Below are 20434 nucleotides of genomic sequence, written 5' to 3'. Positions count from 1 at the left end.
CATGACGTCGCACACCGAGGCCGACGAAGTCCGCCTGATAGAAGCGCAGGCCGCGCCGACGCGGTTCGCCCGCGGCTGGCACTGCCTGGGCCTGCTCAGGGATTTCGGTGATGGCAAGCCCCACGCGATCAACGCCTTCGGGCAGAAACTCGTCGTCTTCCGCGGCGGTGACGGCAACATCAACGTGCTGGACAGCTATTGCCGGCACATGGGCGGCGACCTGTCGCAGGGCGAGGTCAAGGGCGACGCGATCGCCTGCCCGTTCCACGATTGGCGCTGGGGCGGCGACGGGCGCTGCAAGCAGGTGCCTTACAGCCGGCGCACCCCTAAGCTGGCCCGCACCCAAGCCTGGACCTCGCTGGAGCAGGACGGCATGTTGTTCGTGTGGAACGACCCGGAGCGCAAACCGCCACCGCCGGAGGTGACGATCCCGCGCATAGAGGGCGCCACCAGCGACCAGTGGACTGACTGGCATTGGTACACCACCGTCGTGAAAAGCAATTGCCGCGAAATCATCGACAACGTCGTGGATATGGCGCACTTCTACTACATCCACGGCGCGTTGCCCACCTACTTCAAGAACATCTTCGAGGGGCAAGTCGCGACGCAGTACATGAACGGCGAGGGCCGTCCCGACATGGGCGGCACCGAAGGCGCGCAGATGCTGGGCAACACTTCGGTGGCGTCCTACTATGGGCCGTCCTTCATGATCGACGACCTGACCTATCACTACGAGCACGGGGATGCCAAAACGATTCTGATCAATTGTCACTATCCGATCGATGCGAATTCCTTTGTGCTGCAATACGGCATCATCGTGAAGAAGTCGGAGGCGATGTCCACAGACGAGGCGATGCAGACCGCGATCAAGCTCGGCGACTACGTCAAGCTCGGTTTCGAGCAGGACGTCGAGATCTGGCGGCACAAGGCCCGCATCGACAATCCGCTGCTGGTCGAAGAGGACGGTCCGGTCTACCAACTGCGCCGCTGGTATCAGCAGTTTTACGTCGACTCCGCCGACGTGCAGCCAGATATGGTGGACCGCTTCGAATTCGAGCTCGACACCACGCGGCCCTACGAGGCGTGGATGCAAGAGGTCGAGGCCAACATGGCCGCCCGGACGTGATGACACTGGAATCGTCGGTGCAAGAGGATAATCGGCTCGACGAGATGCCGATGGTGCCGGTAGCGTGCGGTAGTTGCGGCGCGCGGGTGCTGGTCAGCAAGAGCAGCTGGAATCAGACCAGTGTGCAGTGGAACGCCGATGCGACGGCCCGGTGTGCCGAGCGCGCCGACGCGCAGAAGATCGACACACCGGGGAGCCGGGGTGTCTTCATCGTGTGCTCGGCGCTGAGCGCGTCGATCCTGGACGCGGTGCGTCAGGGAAATCTGTCTGTGGTCGACGAGAAAGACCGCGCACCAAGGTAATTCAGAGCTTTCGGTGCACTAACGCGGGGGAATTTCATCCTTGTGCCGCGGGCAGTACGAGTAGATGCTTTGGGCGACGAAGAATCCGGTGTGGAACTCGGGCAAACTGCTGCTAGCCAGCACGTCTTGCATCACCGCCATGGGCGTCTCGCCGGTGTCGAGTCTCGCGCAGACGTAGTGAGCGGACTCGATCGCGTGTCCGGCCGAGGATTGGTCGATGATGCCCTGCTCCTCGAGGGCTGCCAGGAATTTCTGGTCGGTTGTGTCGGCATGGGCGGCCGGCGGGGCTGCCAGCAGGGCGAGGCAGGCCGCGACGGTGACTAGCATGCGGGCAACCACGTCTGCCGGGCTTCCTGAATTGGTGGGTGTGACTCAGTGATGCTACTGCACGATCACCTCGGCACTGGTGGGCGTTGCGCGGCAAGCAGATTCGCGCGTTCCGCCATTGCCGAACCGACCGATTCCTCGGTGAGCAGATAGAACCGGCCCTCGACGGCCTGTTCAAAGATCCTCGCGGCGGCCGCCAGTGGATTCATGGCCGTGGCCTTGATGTCCAGCATTGCGGACCGCTGCGCCTCTGCGACGGCGACACCGGTGCCCTCGGCGGGGTCGACGCCGCCGGCCGACTCGAAGATGTTGGAAATCACGGCCCCCGGCAGCACCGCTTGAACGTGGACGTGGTGGGCATGCCCGGCCGATGCGACATCGAGATACAGGCACTCGGTCAACGCCAGAACGGCGTGCTTGCTCATGATGTAAGGCCCCTGCAGCGGAGCCGCCAGCACGCCGCCGACCGAGGACAGGTTCCACACCCAGGCCTGCGCGTCGGTGGCCATCATCTTGGGCAGAAACGCCCGCACACCGTGAAAGACTCCGCTGACGTTGATGTCGACGACGCGCCGCCAGTTCACCACCGGCGTGTCCCACAGATATCCGAACTGCTCGACGCCGGCGTTGTTCACCAGCAGCCGCACCGGGCCGACTTCGCGGTAGGTGTGCTCGGCGAGTTCGTGGACGGCATCGGGGTCGCGCACGTCGCAGCCGACGGCGACCGCCGAACCCCCGGCCGCGCCGATTTCTTCGCGCAGGGCATCGATGGCGTCGGTGTCGATGTCGGCCAGCACTACGGTCATTCCCAGCTGACTGGCGTGCCGCGCCAACCCCGCGCCGATGCCCGAGCCGGCGCCCGTGACGACGGCGATCCCACCGGAGAACGGGTTCACGCGTACTGCAATACGGGGCGCGGGGCGAGACGCAGTGGCCGAAGCGGCTGCAGGGTCGGCGCCACGCGTTGCGGGCCGTCCTCGGCGTGCCGCCAAATAGCCATCGCCGTCATCCGGACCGGGGCGATCAATCGCTGGTCGAACGTCATCCGGTTCATCGGACCGCAGACCGACACCGCCGCTATGACTTCGGGGTCCTCACCGGGTGCACCGATAGGCGCTGCGACACAACCGAATCCGAGCAGCGATTCCTCGCGTTCGAAGGCGATGCCGTGGGCGCGCACCCGGGACAACTCGACGGCCAGCTGCGAGCCGGTGGCGATCGAGTACTTGGTTCTGCGGACCCGCAGGTCCACTGGGGCATCCTCATCGCGGTAGGCCAGAATCGCCTTACCGATGGCGGTGCAGTGCGCGGGCTGGCGGCCGCCGACGCGCGTGGGCATCGGCGCCAGCGGCGAGTCGCCGACCTTGTCGAGATAGACGACATCGGGTCCGTCGAGGACCGCGAGGTGCACGACGAGCCCTGTGGCGCGGTGTAATTCGCGCAGCAGGGGACCGGCCGCCCGCACCAGGCGATCCTGGTGCACGGCGAGCGAGCCCAACTCGACCAGGCGCATGCCCAGCTCGTAGTCACGGCCGCTGCGACGCAGCCAGCGCAACTGCACCAGGCGCTCGAGCATCCGGTGCGCCGATGAGCGCGGCAGTCCGGTACGCCGGACGATCTGGGCCAGCGTGAGGCGCCCGGGTCCGTCGAATGCGTCCAGCACGAGGGAGATGCGGTCGATGACCGCCGTGGGCGTAGCTGATTCCGCGGTCCCTGACATCGGCCCTCCCGGCTGAACATATCTGGCTGGCATATTCCTATTAGGAATATCCATTCCTACCACACCCGTGTGGCCGCTGTCACACGTCACGCAAAACTCGAGACCGGGCACGAGAGTCTGCCGAGTGTGCGCTGACGGTGTCTCCTGGGCGAAAATCCCGCCCAGGAGACACACTCAACGCCGTCAGCGCACTCAAGGCGCGACGGTGATCGACTAGATCAGTGCAGGTCAGCCCTTAGCGGCCGAGCGACCCGCGCGGCGGCCATAGAAGCTGCCGTCACCCAGTGAGACGCCGCTGGCGTAGCCCCACGCGGCCAGACCGGCGGTGCACCGCCCGGCGGCGAAGAGTCCCGGGATGGGCGCGCCGCTGACATGCAGCACCTCGGCGTCCAGCGTGGTGGCCAGACCGCCCAGGGTGAATCCGCCGGTGCTTTCCCGCAGGTCGACCGCGCCAACGGGGGAGCCTATCGGCTTGATCCACTCCGGCTTCTTGTGCAGCAGCGGATCCTCACCGCGCGCGGCTCCCTCGTTGTAGGCGGCCACCGTCGCCTGCAGCGACCCGGTCGGCAGCCCCATCTCGCGTTCCAGGTCGGCAACGGTCTCGGCCACCCAGGTCGCCGGGCGCAGCATGAACTTCGGTGACCACGAGGCCATGGCCTCCTCCTGCGCATCGCCGTCGATGATCAGGTATGCGACGTTGTCCTGCTGGTAGAGGGTGAGCTGCCCGATCCGGCCCGGGTAGGTGTCCTCGGCGACGTAGCGCTGACCGCGGCCGTTGACCAGGATGCCGCGCACCAGCTGCTGGGGGTCGATGAAGATCGCGACCTCGGTGGCGTCCATGTGCGCCAGATCGGCGCCCAGCGCCTGCGCCATCCGGATCGCCTGCCCGTCGTGCTGCTCGATGGAGGCCGCCGGCCGTCCGGCGATCCGCGGCGCGTAGCGCGCCACCATCGCGTCGTTGTACGCAAAGCTGCCCGTCGCCAGCACCACCCCGGTACGCGCGCGGATGTCCATCTCGGTGCCGTACTGGCGGGCGCGGATACCGACAACCCGGCCGTCGGATTCGGTGATCAGCCGCTGCACCCGCACGTCGTAGCGCGCCCTCGCCCCCGCCGCGGTCGCGGTTTCCACCAAGGGTTTCATCAGCATGTAGCCGGCGCTGGCCTCGCCCTGCTTCTTGTCCTGCATCTGCGGGACGTGTCCGCGCGGCGCGGGGGAGGCAATGGTGTTGAACGGGAAGGAGTTTTCGCCGCCGCTGTACATCAGCCCCTGATCGCCCATCGGTTCCCACCCGGGCTCGGAGAAGAACTCCGCCTTGAACGGCACACCGCAGCCGACCAACCACTCGAAGTGGGCGACGCTGCCGGCGCAGTAATCGGCGATCCGGTTCTCGTCGGCGCCGGGCCCCATCGCGACGTTGAGGAACGCCGCCATGTTGTCAACGGAATCGGCGAAGCCGCAAGCACTTTGGATCGGCGTGCCGCCGCCGAGATAAATGAAACCGCCGGCCATCGACGCCGCGCCGCCCCAGGAGCCGGTGCGCTCCAGGACCAAGACGTCCGCGCCGGAGCGGGCCGCTTCCACCGCCGCGGCAGCACCGGCGATGCCGTAGCCGGCAATGATCACGTCGGCCTCGTCATCCCACGAGGCGATCGACGACGCCGCCACCGGCGTCACGTCGGATTCGGGCGTCACAGCCGCATGGCCGCCGGCATTTCGCCGACCCACTGGTGGCCCCAGTAGCTGTCGGCGGTGATTTCCTCTGAGGTGTAATAGGTTTCGTCGACCCGCATTCCTTCGGTGCCGAATTCGATGTCCCAGTCACCGGGTGCGCGGACGTAGAATGAGACCATCTTGTCGTTGGTGTGCCGTCCCAGGGTGGACGAGAGTTGGAATCCCTCTGCGTTGACCCGGTCCAGTGCCTGCCCGACGGCGTCGAGGGTGTCGACCTCGACCATGATGTGGACCAGGCGGGGGTCGCGCTGGTGCGCGGCTGGGACGATCGCCAGGCTGTGGTGGCGCTCGTTGATGCCCAGGAACCGAACCCGTACCGGGCCAAACTCTTTCGGTAGCGGCACTCGGAACGCGCCACGGGCGCGGAATCCCAGGACCTCGGTGTAGAAGTCGAACAGCCCATTGGGGTCGGTCGCCGGTACGACCACGTGACCCATGCCCTGGTCGCCGGTGACGAATCTTGCACCGAACGGGGTCACGACCGGACTGTGGTCGAGCACGGCGCCGTGGAAGACCTCGAGTGTGGTACCGGCGGGATCCTCGAAGGTGATCACCTCTTCGACGCGACGGGCCTCGGCCTCGTCGGGCGACAGCTGTTTGTACGCCACCCCGGCGCCGTCGAGGGCGGCCTGCACGCGCTGCAAGGCCCGGTGGTCGCGCACTTCCCAGCCGATGGTGAGCACCCGATCGGTCTCACCGGGAACCACGATCATCCGTGCCGCCCGCTCGTCCATCCGCAGATAAAGCGCGGACGGGTCGGGGCCCTTACCCTCGGCGAACCCCAGCACGCCGAAGGCGAACTGGCGCCAGCGATCGATGTCGTTGGTCGAAATGGTGATGTAGCCAAGACTTTTCAGGTCCGTCATGGATGGCTTCTCCTGCTCAGATCAAAGCCCGCAGCGGGCCTTCGGGCGGGTCGATGCCGATCGAACTCAGCGCCGATGCGTGATAGATGGTGCCGGGCACGTGGATGGCATGCATCTGGCCGACGTGCACGTCACGCCAATACCGTTGCAATGGCTTGTCCATTCGCGCGGCGTTGCCGCCCGAGCGGGCGAAGATCTCGTCGACCGCCGACACCGCCCGCCAGACCGCCCGCACCTGGGTGCGCCGGCCGGCCGCCCGGTCGGCGAACGACACCTCCTTGCCGGCCGCGACCATGTCGTAGGTGCGGTCGGCGTTGGCCAACAACTCCTGGCGGGCGGCGTTGATGTCGGCGGCCGCCTCACCGATCGCGTGCATGACATACGGGTCGTCCTTGATCGCGGTCCCGGTGGCGCCGACGCGCTCGCGCTGATAGTCCAGATGCGCGGCGAGTGCGCCCTCGGCGATCCCGATGGTGGCCGCGGAAATGCCCAGGGGGAACATCGTCGACCACGGCATCAGATACAGCGGCTCGGTCATGCCGGCCTCGCGCTGGGCGGTGCCGTCCATCACCTTGGTCGCGTCCATGGTCCGGTAGCTCGGCACGAACGCGTCCTTGACGATGACGTCCTTGGAGCCGGTTCCGCGCAACCCCACCACATTCCACGAGTCGTCGACGATCTCGTAGTCCTTGCGCGGCAGGATCATGTGCAGCATCTGCGGCGGCATCAACGGGATGCCCTTCTCGTCGCCCAGCATCGCGCCCAGGATTATCCAGTCGCAATGGTCGGTGCCCGAGCTGAACTGCCAGCGCCCGTTGAAGAGGTAGCCGCCATCGACGGGTTTCGCCACGCCCTGCGGCGCGTAGGGGGAAGCCATCCAGGTGTCGACGTCGTCTGCCCAGATCTCGGCGGCGACTTTCGGGTCGGCATAGGCCAACTGGTAGGGGTGTACGCCGACGACGCCGACGATCCAGCCGGCCGCCGGGTCCAGGGCCGCGGTGGCCATCGTCGTCTCGGCGAACTCGCGGGGGTGGACCTCGAAGCCCTGATACTGCTTGGTCTGCAGCAGCCGGATCAGTCCGGCGCCCTTCATCAGCTTGACGGTGTCGTCGGTGAGCCGGCCGATGCGTTCGGCTTCCGCGGCTTGGTCGCGCAGCTGGTCGGCCATGGCCACTACCTGGTCGAGTACCCGGTCGGTCATATCGTTTGTCCTTACGTATGTGGGCTAGGTAATGGTCTACCGCAGTCGCGCTCAGTCCCAAAGGAAATCCCGATGAGCGGACACCACTTCGTCAAAATTGGACGTGAACCTCGGTGCTGGCCGCCCTCGCCTGGCAGGCGAGAATCAGGCCGTCCTCGAGATCCGCGGCGTCCAAGACGTCGCACGGAGCCATGTCTACCCGCCCGGTGATGACGCTCGCCACGCACGACCCGCAGTGGCCCTGCCGACAGGAGTGGGGCACGGCGATCCCCGCGCCGAGCAGTGTCTCGACCAACGTCTGTCCGTGTGGCCAGCGCAAACGATGCCGCTGACCGTCCAGTTCGACTTCGAGGTGTGCGACGTCCGGCATGAGCCGATGGTCGGCGATGCCGGCGGGGCGGCGGGCACGCGCGCCCGGTGGTCGGGAAAACTCGTCCGAACCGTCCGGTGACCGGGAGGGCGCGCGGTTCGCGACGCCGAAGGCCCTACGGTGACTGCTTGTGAACGAGCCCGGCCAACAGTCTCTGGATGTCGTCGTGGTCGGTGCGGGGTTCGCCGGCCTGTATGCCCTGCACAAGCTGCGCAGCCAGGCCCTTTCGGTGCTGGTGCTGGAAGCCGCGCCCGAGCTGGGCGGCACTTGGTTTTACAACCGGTATCCGGGTGCGCGCTGTGACGTCGAGAGTGTCGACTACTGCTACTCGTTCTCCGAGGAACTCCAGGAGAAATGGAACTGGACCGAACGGTATGCCACCCAGGCCGAGATCCTGGCGTATCTGAACTGGGTCGCCGACGAACTCGACCTGCGCCGCGACATCGCGCTGCGCACCCGTGTGGTCTCTGCGGCACTGGATGAGGCGACGCTGCGCTGGACGATCACCACCGACGCCGGGCAGACGATCTCGGCACGGTTTTGTCTGATGGCAACCGGCCCGTTGTCGGCCGCGCTGACCCCGGCCTTCGCCGGACTGGACACCTTCGCCGGCGAGATCCACCACACCGCGCAATGGCCCCACACGTCCGTTGACTTCACCGGCAAGCGGGTGGCGGTCATCGGCACCGGATCCTCGGGCATTCAATCGATTCCGGTGATCGCCGAGCGCGCCGCCCACCTCTACGTCTTTCAGCGCACCCCCAATTACAGTGTCCCGGCCGGCAACAAACCGTTGTCCGTCGCGGAGCTCAACGAGATCAAAGCGGGTTACGCGCAGCGGCGTGCGCTGTCGTGGCGCAGCGGCGGTGGCTCACCGCACATCACCGCCCCGAAGCCGACGATGCAGTTCACCCCCGAGGAGCGTCGCGCGGCGTTCGAAAAGCGCTGGCAGCTCGGTGGCGTGCTGTTCTCCAAGACGTTCCCGGACCAGATGACCGATCTGGAGGCCAACGACGAGGCCCGCAGGTTCTACGAGGAGAAGGTCCGGGCCGTCATCGACGATCCGGCCGTCGCCGATCTGCTGATTCCCACCGACCACCCGATCGGCACCAAGCGAATCTGCACCGACAGCAACTACTTTCAGACCTTCAACCGCGCGAACGTATCGCTGATCAGCGTCCGCGCCACCCCGATCGAATCCGTCGACGCCACCGGGATCAATATCACCGACGCTCATTACGACGTCGACATGATTGTGCTGGCAACGGGTTTCGATGCGATGACCGGCGCGCTGGACAAGATCGATATCATCGGACGGCACGGCACCGCCCTGCGTGAGGATTGGGTGCACGGGCCCCGCACTTATCTGGGACTGGGCGTCGACGGTTTCCCCAACCTGTTCCTGGTCTCGGGCCCGGGAGCACCCGCCGTGCTGGCGAACATGGTGCTGCACGCCGAGGCCCAGGTGAACTGGATCGCCGCAGCCATCGCCTTCCTCGACCATCACGGTTACGCCGCACTGGAAGCCACCGTGGACAGCGTCGACGGTTGGGGCGCCGAATGCGCCCGCCGGGCCGAGGCGACGTTGTTCACCAAGGCGAACTCCTGGTACATGGGTGCGAACGTGCCGGGCAAACCGCGCGGCTTCATGCTGTTCACCGGGGGCTTCGCGACATACAACGACATCTGCGCCGAGGTCGCCGACGCCGGCTACCGCGGCTTTGATCTCATCGAACGATGACGGGATTGCTGGACAAGGTTGTCGTGGTCACCGGTGCCGCCAAAGGAACCGGGCGGGTGCACTGTGAGCGCTTCGCGGATGAGGGCGCCGACGTGATCGCGCTCGACGCTGCAGCGGCGGCCGACGAGTTGCGTGGTACCGCACGGGGAGTCGAGGACCGCGGCCGCCGCTGCACTACCGGCCTGGCCGACGTCAGCGACCTCGAGGCGATGACGGCCGCCATCGATGCCGGCGTCGCCGAGCTGGGCCGGCTCGACGTGGTCGTTGCCAACGCCGGAGTCCATCTGCCCGGCGCGCCGTCGTGGGAACTCGACCCCCACGTCTGGCAGCGCACGCTCGATATCAACCTCACCGGCGTCTGGCATACCGTCCGGGCGAGCGTGCCGCACATCGGCGACCAAGGCGGCTCCGTCGTCATCATCAGCTCTACCAGTGGTCTTCGCGGCCTGCCCAACACCGCGCACTACACCGCCAGCAAGCACGCGGTGGTGGGGTTGGCGCGCACGCTGGCCAACGAGCTCGGCCCGCGCGGCATCCGGGTCAACACCGTGCACCCCGGGCCGGTGGCGACCCCGATGGTGCTCAACGAGGCCACCTTTCGGCGGCTGCGCCCGGACCTGGACAACCCGACGGCGGCCGATGCGGCCGAGGTGCTGCAGGCCCGAAACCTGCTCCCGGTGCCGTGGGTCGAGCCCGTCGACATCGCCAACGCCGTGCTGTTCTTGGCCTCGGAATCGGCGCGCTACATCACCGGCACCCAGCTCGTCGTCGACGCCGGCCTGACCCAGAAGACGACATGACCGGGCGGCTGGCCGGCAAGGTAGCTCTGATCACCGGTGCGGCGCGGGGGATCGGCCGGGCGCAGGCGGTGCGGTTCGCGCAGGAGGGCGCCGATATCGTGGCGCTCGACGTATGCGGCCCGGTCGAGACCGTGGTGATCCCGCACAGCACACCCGCCGACCTCGAACAGACGGCCGCGTTGGTCGCCGAGGCCGGCGCCCGGGTGCACACCGAAATCGTCGACGTGCGTGACCTTTCCGGAATGCAGGCCGCCACCGATCGCGGTGCCGAGCGCTTCGGTGGCCTGGACGCGGTCTGCGCGACCGCGGGAATCACCTCCCGCGGCATGGCGGTCGACCTGGACGAAAGCGCCTGGCGCACCATGCTCGACGTCAATCTGACCGGGGTGTGGCACACCTGCCGCGCGACCGGGCCGCACCTGATCTCGCGCGGGGCGGGGTCGATGATCTTGACGAGCTCCATCGCGGGGCTGCGTGGGCTGGTCGGGGTTGCGCATTACACCGCCGCCAAGCACGGCGTGATCGGCATGATGCGCAGCCTGGCCAATGAGCTTGCGCCGCATAATGTTCGGGTCAACTGCGTCAGCCCGACCAACGTCGACACGCCCATGATTCACAACGACGTGGTGAGTAACGCATTTCGGCCCGACTTGGACCGTCCGCCTACCCGCGCGGAATTCGCCGAGGCGGCGCGCTCGATGAACATGCTGGCGGTGCCGTGGGTGGACGCGGCCGACGTGGCCAATGCCGCGCTGTTTTTGGCCTCCGACGAGGCGCGCTACATCACCGCGATCGTCCTGCCCGTCGACGCCGGAGCCACCCAGCGATGAGAACGCCATGACCGCCATCGACGAGTTGCCGGCCCGGGTGCGCCGGCTCGGGGACGAGCGCCGCCGGGTCTGATGGCGGCGACCCGCTTCGCCCGGCTCTGCCGCGCTCGCGATCGCCGACAGCTAGCCGCGCGAAAGGAACGCCAGCACGGTGCTTTCGAACGCCGCCTTGGCTTCGATCATCGCCCAGTGCCCCGAGTTGGGGAAGATGTGCAGCTCCGCGTTGGGAATGGTGCGCATCGGGATCAGCGCCATGTCCGGCGGGCTCACCCGGTCGTCGCGGCCCCACGTCAGCAGGGTGGGCGCGCTGAGCTTGTGCATGGTCGCCCACGGCAGCGGCCGGTCGGAGGCGTTCAGCGCGGCGTTCATCCCGGCGAACGCCGCCTTGCCGTACATGCGTCGCGCCGCGGCCAGGGTGTCCGGGTCGGTGGCCAGCTGCCAGCGTTCCTCGATCAGCTCGTCGGTGACCAGTGCCTGGTCGTACACCATCGACTTGAGCCAGTCGACCAGCCGTTGCCGCGTGGGGTCTTCGACGAACTCCTGCAGCAGCCGAATCCCTTCGCTGGGACTGGGACTGAAGATGTTGGTGCCGATTCCGCCGATGGTCACGAGCCGGCCGACGCGGTCCGGATTATGGGTCGCGAAGTTGATGCCGACGCCACCGCCCATCGAGTTGCCGACGATGTGCACCTTGTCGACGTCGAGCGCCTCCAGGAAGGGCGACACCGTACCGAACGCGGTCACCATCGGATGGCCGCCGAAGTCGTCGCTGACCCCGAAACCGGGAAACTCCAGGATCAGGCAGCGGAACTGCTCGGCGAAAGCGGGCAGCACCCCGCGGAAGTTGCGCCAGCCGGTGACGCCGGGGCCGGAGCCGTGCAGGAACAGCAGCGCCGGGCCCGAATGGGTGTCGCCGGTGTCGTAGTAGCGCAAAGCGCCTTTTTCAGTGCTGATCTCACGCAGGTCTTGCGCCGCGATGGTCGTCGGTTCAGAAGTGTCTGGCACGGGTGTCACCCTGCCATGCCGTGGCGGCCAGGGTGGACGGGGTTCCGCTGACCGGGCCGATCAGATCGGGTGATCGCCCGGTTCGCCGCAACTCAACAGTTCTTTGAGCGCGGCGGGGAATGCGTCGGCCAGGTCCCAGAGATCCGGAACCAGGTCGGGGCAGGAAATGATGCCGATGCCCAGTCGGCCGTTGAGCGACATCACCGTGATGTTCAGCGCGGCGCCGGCGATGATCGGGCCGAGCGGGTACATCGCGTCGAGCCGGCACCCCAGGAAGTAGAGCTGCTCTTGCGGACCGGCGACATTCGACATCACCAGGTTGTGCGGCGGGTTATCGGGCAACGGTATGCGCGGCAGCAGTTTCCTGGCGGCGCCGAACACGGTCTGCCCGGCCACCTGTGTCCAGTCCTGCAGCAGGGTCGCGCCCAGCGAGGCGGAATGGTCTTTGGCCGCCGCATTTCTGCCGGCGATGCTGGCCAGCCGCTGCACGGGGTCGTCGATATGGGTTTCGAGCCGGCATAGCATCCAAGTCATCTGGTTGCGGCCGGTCCGGGTGGATTTGCCGCGCACGGACACCGGCACGCTCGCGACAAGCGGAATGTCCGACAGTGCGTCACGGTCCTGGAAGTACTGCCGCAAGGCCCCGGCGCACAGCGCCGTCACGACGTCGTTGACGGTGACCCCGAACCTGTCCTTGACGGACTTGACGTCCTGGAGGTCCACGCTGGTCAGGGCGACGTTGCGACGCCGGGTGAACGGCCCGTTGAACGCTGTGGGCGGTGCCGCGAACGGCGCCGCCATCGTCTGCCCACCGCCGCGGGCGCGCAGCACCGTCTCGGCCAGGGTCAGCGCCGTTGCCGGCACGACTTTGGCCAGCCGCCAGGGCCGCAGCGCCGCCCCGATCAGCCCGCTCGCGGCGATGTGGAGCTGATTCGCCGCGCCGGTGCGCTCGGCCGGTTCCGGGGGCGGGGCGTCCGGCACGGGGCTGCAGAACTGCGCGAGCAGGTTGGCCCCGCCCACGCCATCGACCACCGCATGGTGGACCTTGAGGACGACGGACAGCGCGTCCCTGCCGTGCAGGCCTTCGATCACCCACATTTCCCACAGCGGACGATCGCGATCGAGCGCCAGGCCGGCAATGTGGCCGCAGAGGTCCGCTAATTCTTTGGGACCTCCTGGCGAAGGCAGGGCCACGCGGTGAACGTGGCGAGCCAGATCGAACCGATCGTCGTCCACCCACACCGGATGGTCGAAGTTCAGTTCGTTGTCGGCCAGCTTGAGGCGGAATTCGGGGATGGCGTCCACCCGCCCCGAAAGCGCCTCGAGGAAGCGATCGAAGGTGTAGCCCCCCGGCATGGTCATGGGGTCCAGTTCTAGAACGCAGCAAACATTCAAAGGCTGCGTCGGCGACTCCAGATGTAAGAAGAACGCGTCTAACCCACTGAGTCGTTGCATACCTGCTCGTCTCTTTTACGCGGTCATGACCGCTGGTCACGTGACCCGCGGTCATCCCGGAGCTCCTGAGGGGACGCACATGATCGGGGAGACCGCAATGTTTTCGTGTGCCTTCTATCTGTAGCCGTTGGGGGGCTTACGGCAAACATTTCGTCGGTACATTTAACGAAATCGCTACTCAGTGGACGTTCGGGGCGGCGCGCGCGATGCGGGTTATCGCGCTGGTGGACGGCCGGTCGGGTGAGTGCGCCGGCCAGCAGCAGCACCCCGGTGATCAGCTCCCCGAAGGGCAGGGCGTAACTGCACGCCGATGACTCCGACGGTGGGCACGGTCGGCGCCGGACGTACCCATGATCGGTCCTTTCTTCGGCTGTCCCGGTATGGCGCGGAAACCTCAGGTGGACAATAGGTTTCGCGCACTCACGGACGCGGCGATCATTATGCGCCGGAGGGTTGGCGGGCCATCGCGGAGTCGGGCGCCGCCCAGTCGGTCGACACCTTGCGGTGCTTGATCAGCCAGCTATCGCCCTGGGGCACCAGGATGTCGCGGTACCGGCCGCAGTGGTCGAGCCCGATGTGGGTCACCACGGTGAAGTAGGACTTGGCCTGGACGCGGTCGGGCGTTACGTCGGTGAACAACACGTTCGCGACGTTATGGCGCACAATCGGCTTGACGTGGGCGTCGACGGCGATCTTTCCGGTGACACCGCCCAAGAATTCCGTGATCTCCGAACGCCCGCGCAATGGTTCGAAACCCCGTATCTCGAGGATCCCGTCGTCGCAGAACGTCTCGGCAAGACCGGCGAGCCGGCCGGCGTCGCCGGACCAGTTGTAGCGCGCCAGGGTATCGCGGATTCGCTCGCGGGCGACCAGTTCCCACAACTCCACCGTCACGGCTCCTCGCCCCCGCCGACTCCTTGGCCCATCAGCGTAGGCGCATCCGGTGTCGTCGCCGCAATGAGGCGCGGCAGCACATCAATGAAGCAGAACCGCAACGGGTTTGAGCTAGGACATCGGCGTGCTGACGCGCCCTGCTTCCCGAGATCGCGGCAACGCCCGTTTGACCGGCCAGGACTGCGGCGAAGGCTACTGGCGTCGACGTTTCGAGTATCCACCGGTTGGGCAATAAGGGGGGCGACTGCACGACACGGGCACGTGCACGCCACGGAGGGAGAACGCATGTCGGACAAGAGTGGTCCCGAGGAAGCGATCGAGGGCATCGTCGAAGGCATCAAGGGCAAGGTCAAGGAAGTCGCCGGCGCGGTCGCCGGGCGCGACGACCTGATGCGGGAGGGCCAGGCCCAACAGGACAAGGCGGACGCGCAGCGTGAGGCGGCCCAGAAAGAGGCCGAGGCCGAAAGCGCCCGTAAGGCCGCCGATATCAACGAGGCTCGTCAAAAAGCCGAACAGTAGCGGCACTCGATGGTGCCCGGTCACAGGCCCGGTCACAGGCGTGGCCGGGCCAAGGTGTTGGTGTGGGCTGGCATTGCGCGGGAATGAAAACCCACGCGCGGCGGTAGAACAACGCATGAAGCTCAACGACGCCGCCCGTGATCTGATCGGCAAGGGCGCGGACGCCACCCTGGTCACCCTCAACCCCGACGGCAGCCCCCAGGTGAGCGTCGTCTGGGTCGCGTTGCAGTCGACGCCCGACGGCGACGAACTCGTCAGCGCCCACCTTTCCGAACACAAGAAAGTCCGCAATGTGCGTCGTGATCCGCGGGTGGCGGTGACGATCGTGTCGCTCGACGGTCCGGGCCAGGCGATGCGGCCCTACCTGTCTCTCACCGGGACCGCGCGGATCGTCGAGGGTGGTGCACCCGAGTTGCTCAGGGAACTCAATCCGGTCCTGGGCGACCCCAACCTGACATTCCCGCCGGCCGATGCACCGCCGGGGTATCTGACGCGCATCCGCATCGACAAGGTTGGCGGCATCGGGCCCTGGGCCGGCTGACCGAGGACGGCGGCGTCAGCGGCATTCGCGATGAGACTCCGGGCCGCAATCAGGGGGCGATGGGCCGATTGGTCCACTGGCGGTCAGGCCGGCGCGTCGAGCGGAACCATCCACCGGCCACGCCGGTGCCGCCATCGGTGGGGATGGTGTGGCCGGTGACGAAGGCCGAGAGGTCCGACGCCAGAAACAGGATGGCATGAGCTTGATCGTCGGGCAGGCCCATCCGCCCGACCGGAACCCACTGCGGCCACCGCGCGTGTTCCTCGGCCGAAAGCCATTGCGAATAGGGCACTTGCAGGGATTCGGTGACGTCGGGCGCGATCGCGTTCACCCGCACCCCGTCGTTGCCCACCTGGACCGCGAGGCTGCGGGTGAATGCGATGACGGCGGCTTTGAAAGCGGCATACACCGGATCCTCGGGATAGCCCCGCAGCCCCTCGACCGATGAGACGTTCACGATGGCACCGGTGTGCCGGCCAACCATGGCCGGCAGGAAGGCGTGGGTGAGCAAGAAAACATGGTGCAGGTTGATCCGGTAAAGCTCGTCCCACAGCTGGGGGTCGGTCTCGACGAAGTTTCCGGGGTGGCGCAGCCAGTGGCCCACATTGTTGACCAGCACATCGACCCGGCCGAACCGATCGAGGACCGTGCGGGCCAATGGGGCGACCTGATCGGGATCACGGACGTCGGTGACGACCGCCAGGGCCGACCCGCCGGCGTCGGCGATGGCGGCGACTGTCGCGTCGGCGAGGTCGGCGTCGATATCGGCGATGATCACCTGCGCACCGTGCTCGGCGAACAACCGCGCGGTCGCTGCGCCGATACCTCCTCCGCCGCCCGTGACGACGGCCACCCGGCCGGAAAGCAGATCGGGGTGCTTAGCGTGTGTCATCGCTCATATCTTGGGTCACTGGGCAAGGCAGACAACAACCGGTCGGGTCGAATTCTGCCCACGCGACAGCCGCAAAGACGATGAGCAAGTGGTACCCATCTCTACGGACCGTAAACCGTGACGGACCCGACACAAGCCGCATGTGGATTCCGTTTTTACATTCCAATAGGCCGGGTATCCGCCCCTCCACTGAGGAGGTTGAAGCCCAATGGTGAGTACAACCGAACCGGCCCGGATATTGCCGAGCGTCGCGATCACGCGGCGCGTTCATCATCGCCACAGCCCGCAGTCTGTTGCGGTAGGGCTTGCCAGCCGCTTGATCGTGAAAAACACCGTCCGCGCGTGGGCCATGACGCCGAACCTGCACTGGCCATTCGAGTATGTCGACGGCGTCGCGGGTTTGGTCCCGCGTTTCGGGTCCGAGGCGAAAATCGAGTCGGTGCGGCTGGATCACTGCGCCGCGGAATGGGTTCGCGCTCCCGGTGTATCGGGGGAGCGGGCGATCCTGTACTTGCACGGCGGCGCATTCCTCACCTGCGGCCTGAACACGCATCGCTCGATGGTGGCTCGGTTGTCGAAGGAGGCCGATGCCGCCGTTCTCACGGTCGCGTACCGGAAGCTGCCCGCACACCAGATCACCGATGCGATCGACGATGGAATCAGCGGCCTGCGGTGGCTGCAGGATCGCGGCTTCGAGGGCGACCAGATCGTCGTGGCCGGCGACTCGGCCGGGGGCTACCTCGCGTTCATGACCACCCTCCTGGCGATCAGTGACGGCATCATGGAACCCGCCGGAGTTGCGACCATCTCACCGTTCACCGACGCGGATCCGGTGCGAAAACTCAAGCACCGCAACGCACGCAAGTGCTCCATGTTCACCCGCCGGGCCTTCTCGATGTTTGCTCGATACCTGAGCAGCGCACAGGTTCTGGAAGGCCGCGGTGATTCCGCTGTCGCCTCGCCGGTGGACGCCGACCTATCCTCGATGCCGCCGGTCACCATTCACGCGAGCTCGGATGAGTTGCTACTCGCCGACGCCGAATTGATGGCAAAACGCCTGGAAGCCAGTGGGATCCACTGCGATCTGCACCTGTGGGACGGACAGATTCACGACTTTCCCTTGGCGGCCGATATCTTGCCCGAGGGCAGGCGGGCCCTGAAGTACCTCGGGAATTTCGTCAAGGACGTCACGGCTGCCCGCAGCAAGATCCCGAGCGTACGGCGCCTGCGTGATGCCGCGGTTGCAGGTTGAAGGCTGCGAAAGTAACTGCATGGCAAGTTGATTCGCCATCCATCTGCTTTCCCCGGTTCGGTGAGCGCGCGTCCTTGCCCGCTGCTCATGCCGGCCGGGACGTCGCCGGAAAACGTTACCCGGCGAAGAGCCGAGCGGATGAGTTGCGCCGCTGGCGTTACAGTTGGTCCTGATGAGCCCACCAGCCCCGCCTGCGCTGACTGTGCGGTACGAGGGAGCCGAGCGCACCTTCGCGGCAGGCAACGATGTAGTGATCGGGCGTGACCTCCGCGCCGACGTGCGAGTTGCCCACCCACTGATCTCCCGCACCCACCTGATCGTGCGATATGACCAGGGCCGATGGATCGCCATCGACAACGGCAGCCTCAACGGCCTTTATGTTCACCACCGCCGCGTCCCGGTCGTCGACATCCAGGACGGCCTGCGGCTCAACGTCGGCAACCCGGACGGCCCGGCGCTGACCTTCGAGGTCGGCCGCCACCAGGGTTCGGCTGGACGGCCCCCTCTGACGACGTCGATACCGATCGTCAGCAACCCCAGCGAACCGCCGGCGCGGGGACCGCAGAGCCAGCCATTCGGCACCCAGGACCCCGACGAGCCCCAGCATCCGGCGTCGGCCTCGTTCCGCCACCCCGTCCATCCGCCCACCGCCGCGCAGCCGAGCCCGCCGGCCGGCGGACCAACGCCGAGCTATCCGTCGGCGCCGCAGCCGCGATACCCGACCAGCGGACTCCCGAGCGCCCCGCCCAGCGGATCCCAGCCCGCGCCGCAGATTTACCGGTCACCGTCGACGCACGCAGCGCCGCCCACCACCGCGGGACCGGCAGCACCCCAGACAGGCCGCATCGGCGGCGACTCGTCGATCCTCGCGACGTCGATGATGAAGATACTGCGGCCGGGCAAGACCGGGCCGGACGTGCCGGGTGCGATCAAGATCGGACGCGCCAACGATAACGACATCGTCATCCCCGAGGTCCTGGCATCGCGCCACCACGCCACCCTGATCCCGACACCCACCGGCACCGAGATCCAGGACAACCGCAGCATCAACGGCACCTTCGTCAACGGCGTCCGGGTCGATTCGGCCCTGCTGCACGACGGCGACGTCGTCACGATCGGCAACATCGACCTCATCTTCCATGGCGGCAACCTGGCCCGTCGCGACCAGACCGCGACCGCCACGCGCAGCGGCGGCCTCGACGTGCGCGGAGTGACCTGGACGATCGAGAACAACAAAACGCTGCTGGACAACATCTCGCTGACCGCCCTTCCCGGCACGCTGACGGCGATCATCGGGCCTTCTGGCGCCGGCAAGTCGACCTTCGCCCGCTTGATCGCCGGGTACACGCACCCGACGACGGGGACCGTGTCATTCGAGGGGCACAACGTTCACGCCGAATACGCCTCGTTGCGCAGCAGGATCGGGATGGTGCCCCAGGACGACGTGGTGCACGGCCAACTGACCGTGCAGCAGGCGTTGATGTATGCCGCCGAACTGCGGCTGCCACCGGACACCACGAAGGACGACCGCGCCCAGGTGGTGGCGCGGGTGCTCGAAGAGCTCGAGATGACCCAACATCTGCACACGCGGGTCGACAAGCTGTCCGGCGGTCAGCGCAAGCGCGCGTCGGTGGCGCTGGAATTGCTCACCGGCCCGTCGCTGCTGATCCTCGACGAGCCGACCTCCGGCCTGGACCCGGCGCTGGACCGGCAGGTGATGACTATGCTGCGACAGCTGGCCGACGCCGGTCGCGTGGTGCTGGTCGTCACCCACTCGCTGACCTACCTGGACGTCTGCGATCAGGTGTTACTGCTCGCCCCCGGCGGCAAGACGGCGTTCTCCGGGCCGCCCAGCCAAATCGGCCCCGCCATGGGCACCACCAACTGGGCCGACATCTTCAGCACCGTCGCCAGCGACCCCGACGGTTCCCGCGCGCGCTACCTGGCCCGGACCGGCCCGCCGCCTGCTCCGCCGCCCGCGGAGAAACCCGCCGAACTGGGCGATCCCTCGCACACCAGCCTGTTGCGGCAGTTCTCCACGATCGCCCGGCGTCAAATGCGGCTGATCATCTCGGACCGCGGCTACTTCGTTTTCCTCGCGCTCCTGCCGTTCATCATGGGGTCGTTGTCGATGTCGGTGCCCGGCGATGTCGGATTCGGGGTCCCGAACCCGATGGGCGCCGCGCCCAATGAGCCCGGGCAGATCCTGGTGCTGCTGAACGTCGGCGCGGTGTTCATGGGCACCGCTTTGACCATCCGCGACCTCATCGGTGAGCGGGCAATCTTCTTGCGCGAACAGGCGGTCGGCCTGTCCACGTCGGCGTATCTGTTGGCCAAGGTCTGCGTGTACACGGTCTTCGCGATCGTCCAATCGGCGATCGTCAGCATCATCGCGGTGGTCGGCAAGGGCGCCCCCACCCAGGGCGCCGTGGCGCTGGGCAAGCCGGGCCTGGAGCTGTTCGCCGACGTCGCGCTGACGTGCGTGGCGTCGGCCATGCTGGGGCTGGCGTTATCGGCCGTCGCCAAGTCCAACGAGCAGATCATGCCGCTGCTGGTGGTGGCGGTCATGTCACAACTGGTGTTTTCCGGCGGGATGATTCCGGTCACCGCGCGCATCGGCCTCGACCAGATGTCGTGGGCCACCCCGGCGCGGTGGGGATTCGCGGCGTCGGCTTCCACCGCCGACCTGACCAAGTTGGTGCCCGGCCCGCTGACTCCGAAGGATTCGCACTGGCAGCACACCCCGGCGACGTGGTGGTTCGACGTCGGCATGCTGTTTGCGATCAGCGCCGTCTACCTGGGCTTCGTGCGCTGGAAGATCCGCCTCAGGGGCGGCTGAGCGCTCGCGCGGCCTCGCTG

At 67.0% G+C, this 20434-nt stretch carries 20 protein-coding genes; 9 read left to right on the top strand and 11 right to left on the bottom strand.

The features are described 5' to 3' along the window. Position 1 precedes the first annotated feature (1 nt). Both A5782_RS15865 and A5782_RS15860 read left to right on the top strand, forming a co-directional pair. Complete coding sequence (locus A5782_RS15865) at positions 2-1126, top strand: Rieske 2Fe-2S domain-containing protein (protein WP_067101904.1); 1125 nt, start codon at positions 2-4, stop codon at positions 1124-1126. After that, the gene (locus A5782_RS15860) at positions 1126-1428 is read left to right on the top strand and encodes a ferredoxin (RefSeq protein WP_067101901.1); all 303 of its coding nucleotides are present in this window, start codon (positions 1126-1128) and stop codon (positions 1426-1428) included. The genes A5782_RS15865 and A5782_RS15860 overlap by 1 nt, the downstream gene beginning before the upstream one ends. An 18-nt stretch (positions 1429-1446) precedes the next feature. Here the strand turns inward: A5782_RS15860 and A5782_RS15855 are convergent, their stop codons facing one another. From A5782_RS15855 to A5782_RS15825, 7 genes are all read right to left on the bottom strand, one after another. Continuing rightward, entirely contained in the window at positions 1447-1755 is a 309-nt protein-coding gene (locus A5782_RS15855; protein WP_067101897.1) for a DUF732 domain-containing protein, read from the bottom strand. A gap of 65 nt (positions 1756-1820) precedes the next feature. Continuing rightward, positions 1821-2651 carry an SDR family NAD(P)-dependent oxidoreductase gene (locus tag A5782_RS15850; protein ID WP_067101894.1) on the bottom strand — a complete coding sequence of 277 codons (831 nt, stop codon included), beginning with the start codon at positions 2649-2651 and terminating at the stop codon, positions 1821-1823. Next, a complete protein-coding gene (locus A5782_RS15845) occupies positions 2648-3475 on the bottom strand; it encodes an IclR family transcriptional regulator (protein WP_067101890.1) in 828 nt (275 codons plus the stop codon). The genes A5782_RS15850 and A5782_RS15845 overlap by 4 nt, the downstream gene beginning before the upstream one ends. Positions 3476-3703: 228 nt before the next feature. After that, a complete protein-coding gene (locus A5782_RS15840; protein ID WP_067101886.1) occupies positions 3704-5170 on the bottom strand; it encodes an FAD-dependent oxidoreductase in 1467 nt (488 codons plus the stop codon). Continuing rightward, positions 5167-6075, bottom strand: coding sequence for a biphenyl-2,3-diol 1,2-dioxygenase (bphC, locus tag A5782_RS15835; RefSeq protein WP_067101882.1), 909 nt, complete (start codon positions 6073-6075; stop codon positions 5167-5169). The genes A5782_RS15840 and bphC overlap by 4 nt, the downstream gene beginning before the upstream one ends. A 16-nt stretch (positions 6076-6091) precedes the next feature. Further along, a complete protein-coding gene (locus A5782_RS15830) occupies positions 6092-7276 on the bottom strand; it encodes an acyl-CoA dehydrogenase family protein (RefSeq protein ID WP_067101877.1) in 1185 nt (394 codons plus the stop codon). A gap of 91 nt (positions 7277-7367) precedes the next feature. Beyond that, on the bottom strand, positions 7368-7646 hold the full coding sequence (locus tag A5782_RS15825) for a 2Fe-2S iron-sulfur cluster binding domain-containing protein (RefSeq protein ID WP_067101874.1): 279 nt from the start codon (positions 7644-7646) through the stop codon (positions 7368-7370). A 130-nt stretch (positions 7647-7776) separates the two neighbouring features. Between A5782_RS15825 and A5782_RS15820 the strand changes: the two genes are divergently transcribed. Genes A5782_RS15820 through A5782_RS15810 form a run of 3 tightly spaced genes read left to right on the top strand, consistent with a single transcriptional unit; the run spans position 7777 to position 11017 of the window. Continuing rightward, entirely contained in the window at positions 7777-9387 is a 1611-nt protein-coding gene (locus tag A5782_RS15820; protein ID WP_067101871.1) for an NAD(P)/FAD-dependent oxidoreductase, read from the top strand. Further along, positions 9384-10187 (top strand): mycofactocin-coupled SDR family oxidoreductase, encoded by an 804-nt coding sequence (locus A5782_RS15815; protein ID WP_067101867.1) that lies wholly within the window; start codon positions 9384-9386, stop codon positions 10185-10187. Before A5782_RS15820 ends, A5782_RS15815 begins: the two co-directional genes overlap by 4 nt. Then, the gene (locus A5782_RS15810) at positions 10184-11017 is read left to right on the top strand and encodes a mycofactocin-coupled SDR family oxidoreductase (RefSeq protein ID WP_067101863.1); all 834 of its coding nucleotides are present in this window, start codon (positions 10184-10186) and stop codon (positions 11015-11017) included. Before A5782_RS15815 ends, A5782_RS15810 begins: the two co-directional genes overlap by 4 nt. Positions 11018-11140: 123 nt before the next feature. Here the strand turns inward: A5782_RS15810 and A5782_RS15805 are convergent, their stop codons facing one another. From A5782_RS15805 to A5782_RS15795, 3 genes are all read right to left on the bottom strand, one after another. Beyond that, a complete protein-coding gene (locus A5782_RS15805; protein ID WP_067101859.1) occupies positions 11141-12022 on the bottom strand; it encodes an alpha/beta fold hydrolase in 882 nt (293 codons plus the stop codon). Between the two features lie 60 nt (positions 12023-12082). Next, positions 12083-13477, bottom strand: a complete 1395-nt coding sequence (locus A5782_RS15800) for a wax ester/triacylglycerol synthase family O-acyltransferase (RefSeq protein WP_067101856.1) — start codon at positions 13475-13477, stop codon at positions 12083-12085. A 438-nt stretch (positions 13478-13915) separates the two neighbouring features. Next, positions 13916-14365, bottom strand: a complete 450-nt coding sequence (locus A5782_RS15795) for a nuclear transport factor 2 family protein (protein ID WP_067101981.1) — start codon at positions 14363-14365, stop codon at positions 13916-13918. Positions 14366-14656: 291 nt separating this feature from the next. Here A5782_RS15795 and A5782_RS15790 point away from each other — a divergent pair, with 291 nt between their 5' ends. Further along, positions 14657-14890 carry a general stress protein CsbD gene (locus tag A5782_RS15790; RefSeq protein ID WP_067101976.1) on the top strand — a complete coding sequence of 78 codons (234 nt, stop codon included), beginning with the start codon at positions 14657-14659 and terminating at the stop codon, positions 14888-14890. A gap of 115 nt (positions 14891-15005) precedes the next feature. Beyond that, on the top strand, positions 15006-15431 hold the full coding sequence (locus tag A5782_RS15785) for a PPOX class F420-dependent oxidoreductase (protein WP_067101853.1): 426 nt from the start codon (positions 15006-15008) through the stop codon (positions 15429-15431). Positions 15432-15480: 49 nt separating this feature from the next. On the opposite strand, the gene A5782_RS15780 is transcribed toward A5782_RS15785, so the two are convergent. Continuing rightward, on the bottom strand, positions 15481-16323 hold the full coding sequence (locus A5782_RS15780; RefSeq protein ID WP_067101850.1) for an SDR family NAD(P)-dependent oxidoreductase: 843 nt from the start codon (positions 16321-16323) through the stop codon (positions 15481-15483). A 208-nt stretch (positions 16324-16531) separates the two neighbouring features. Between A5782_RS15780 and A5782_RS15775 the strand changes: the two genes are divergently transcribed. Then, positions 16532-17575 carry an alpha/beta hydrolase gene (locus A5782_RS15775; protein ID WP_197694244.1) on the top strand — a complete coding sequence of 348 codons (1044 nt, stop codon included), beginning with the start codon at positions 16532-16534 and terminating at the stop codon, positions 17573-17575. Positions 17576-17747: 172 nt separating this feature from the next. Continuing rightward, positions 17748-20414, top strand: coding sequence for an ATP-binding cassette domain-containing protein (locus tag A5782_RS15770; RefSeq protein WP_082942953.1), 2667 nt, complete (start codon positions 17748-17750; stop codon positions 20412-20414). Positions 20415-20434 lie beyond the last annotated feature (20 nt).

This window comes from Mycobacterium sp. 852002-40037_SCH5390672 (genome assembly GCF_001665875.1).
Taxonomy (GTDB): Bacteria; Actinomycetota; Actinomycetes; order Mycobacteriales; family Mycobacteriaceae; genus Mycobacterium.
This window is presented reverse-complemented; position numbering and strand designations above follow the sequence as displayed.

Bases quoted from the DNA above. Each gene is read 5' to 3' on its own strand.
- A5782_RS15865 (WP_067101904.1), top strand. From the start codon at position 2: ATGACGTCGCACACCGAGGCCGACGAAGTCCGCCTGATAGAAGCGCAG.
- A5782_RS15810 (WP_067101863.1), top strand. From the start codon at position 10,184: ATGACCGGGCGGCTGGCCGGCAAGGTAGCTCTGATCACCGGTGCGGCG.
- A5782_RS15800 (WP_067101856.1), bottom strand. From the start codon at position 13,477: ATGCAACGACTCAGTGGGTTAGACGCGTTCTTCTTACATCTGGAGTCG.
- A5782_RS15775 (WP_197694244.1), top strand. From the start codon at position 16,532: ATGGTGAGTACAACCGAACCGGCCCGGATATTGCCGAGCGTCGCGATC.
- A5782_RS15830 (WP_067101877.1), bottom strand. From the start codon at position 7,276: ATGACCGACCGGGTACTCGACCAGGTAGTGGCCATGGCCGACCAGCTG.
- A5782_RS15785 (WP_067101853.1), top strand. From the start codon at position 15,006: ATGAAGCTCAACGACGCCGCCCGTGATCTGATCGGCAAGGGCGCGGAC.
- A5782_RS15860 (WP_067101901.1), top strand. From the start codon at position 1,126: ATGACACTGGAATCGTCGGTGCAAGAGGATAATCGGCTCGACGAGATG.
- A5782_RS15845 (WP_067101890.1), bottom strand. From the start codon at position 3,475: ATGTCAGGGACCGCGGAATCAGCTACGCCCACGGCGGTCATCGACCGC.
- bphC (WP_067101882.1), bottom strand. From the start codon at position 6,075: ATGACGGACCTGAAAAGTCTTGGCTACATCACCATTTCGACCAACGAC.
- A5782_RS15770 (WP_082942953.1), top strand. From the start codon at position 17,748: ATGAGCCCACCAGCCCCGCCTGCGCTGACTGTGCGGTACGAGGGAGCC.
- A5782_RS15790 (WP_067101976.1), top strand. From the start codon at position 14,657: ATGTCGGACAAGAGTGGTCCCGAGGAAGCGATCGAGGGCATCGTCGAA.
- A5782_RS15815 (WP_067101867.1), top strand. From the start codon at position 9,384: ATGACGGGATTGCTGGACAAGGTTGTCGTGGTCACCGGTGCCGCCAAA.
- A5782_RS15780 (WP_067101850.1), bottom strand. From the start codon at position 16,323: ATGACACACGCTAAGCACCCCGATCTGCTTTCCGGCCGGGTGGCCGTC.
- A5782_RS15855 (WP_067101897.1), bottom strand. From the start codon at position 1,755: ATGCTAGTCACCGTCGCGGCCTGCCTCGCCCTGCTGGCAGCCCCGCCG.
- A5782_RS15825 (WP_067101874.1), bottom strand. From the start codon at position 7,646: ATGCCGGACGTCGCACACCTCGAAGTCGAACTGGACGGTCAGCGGCAT.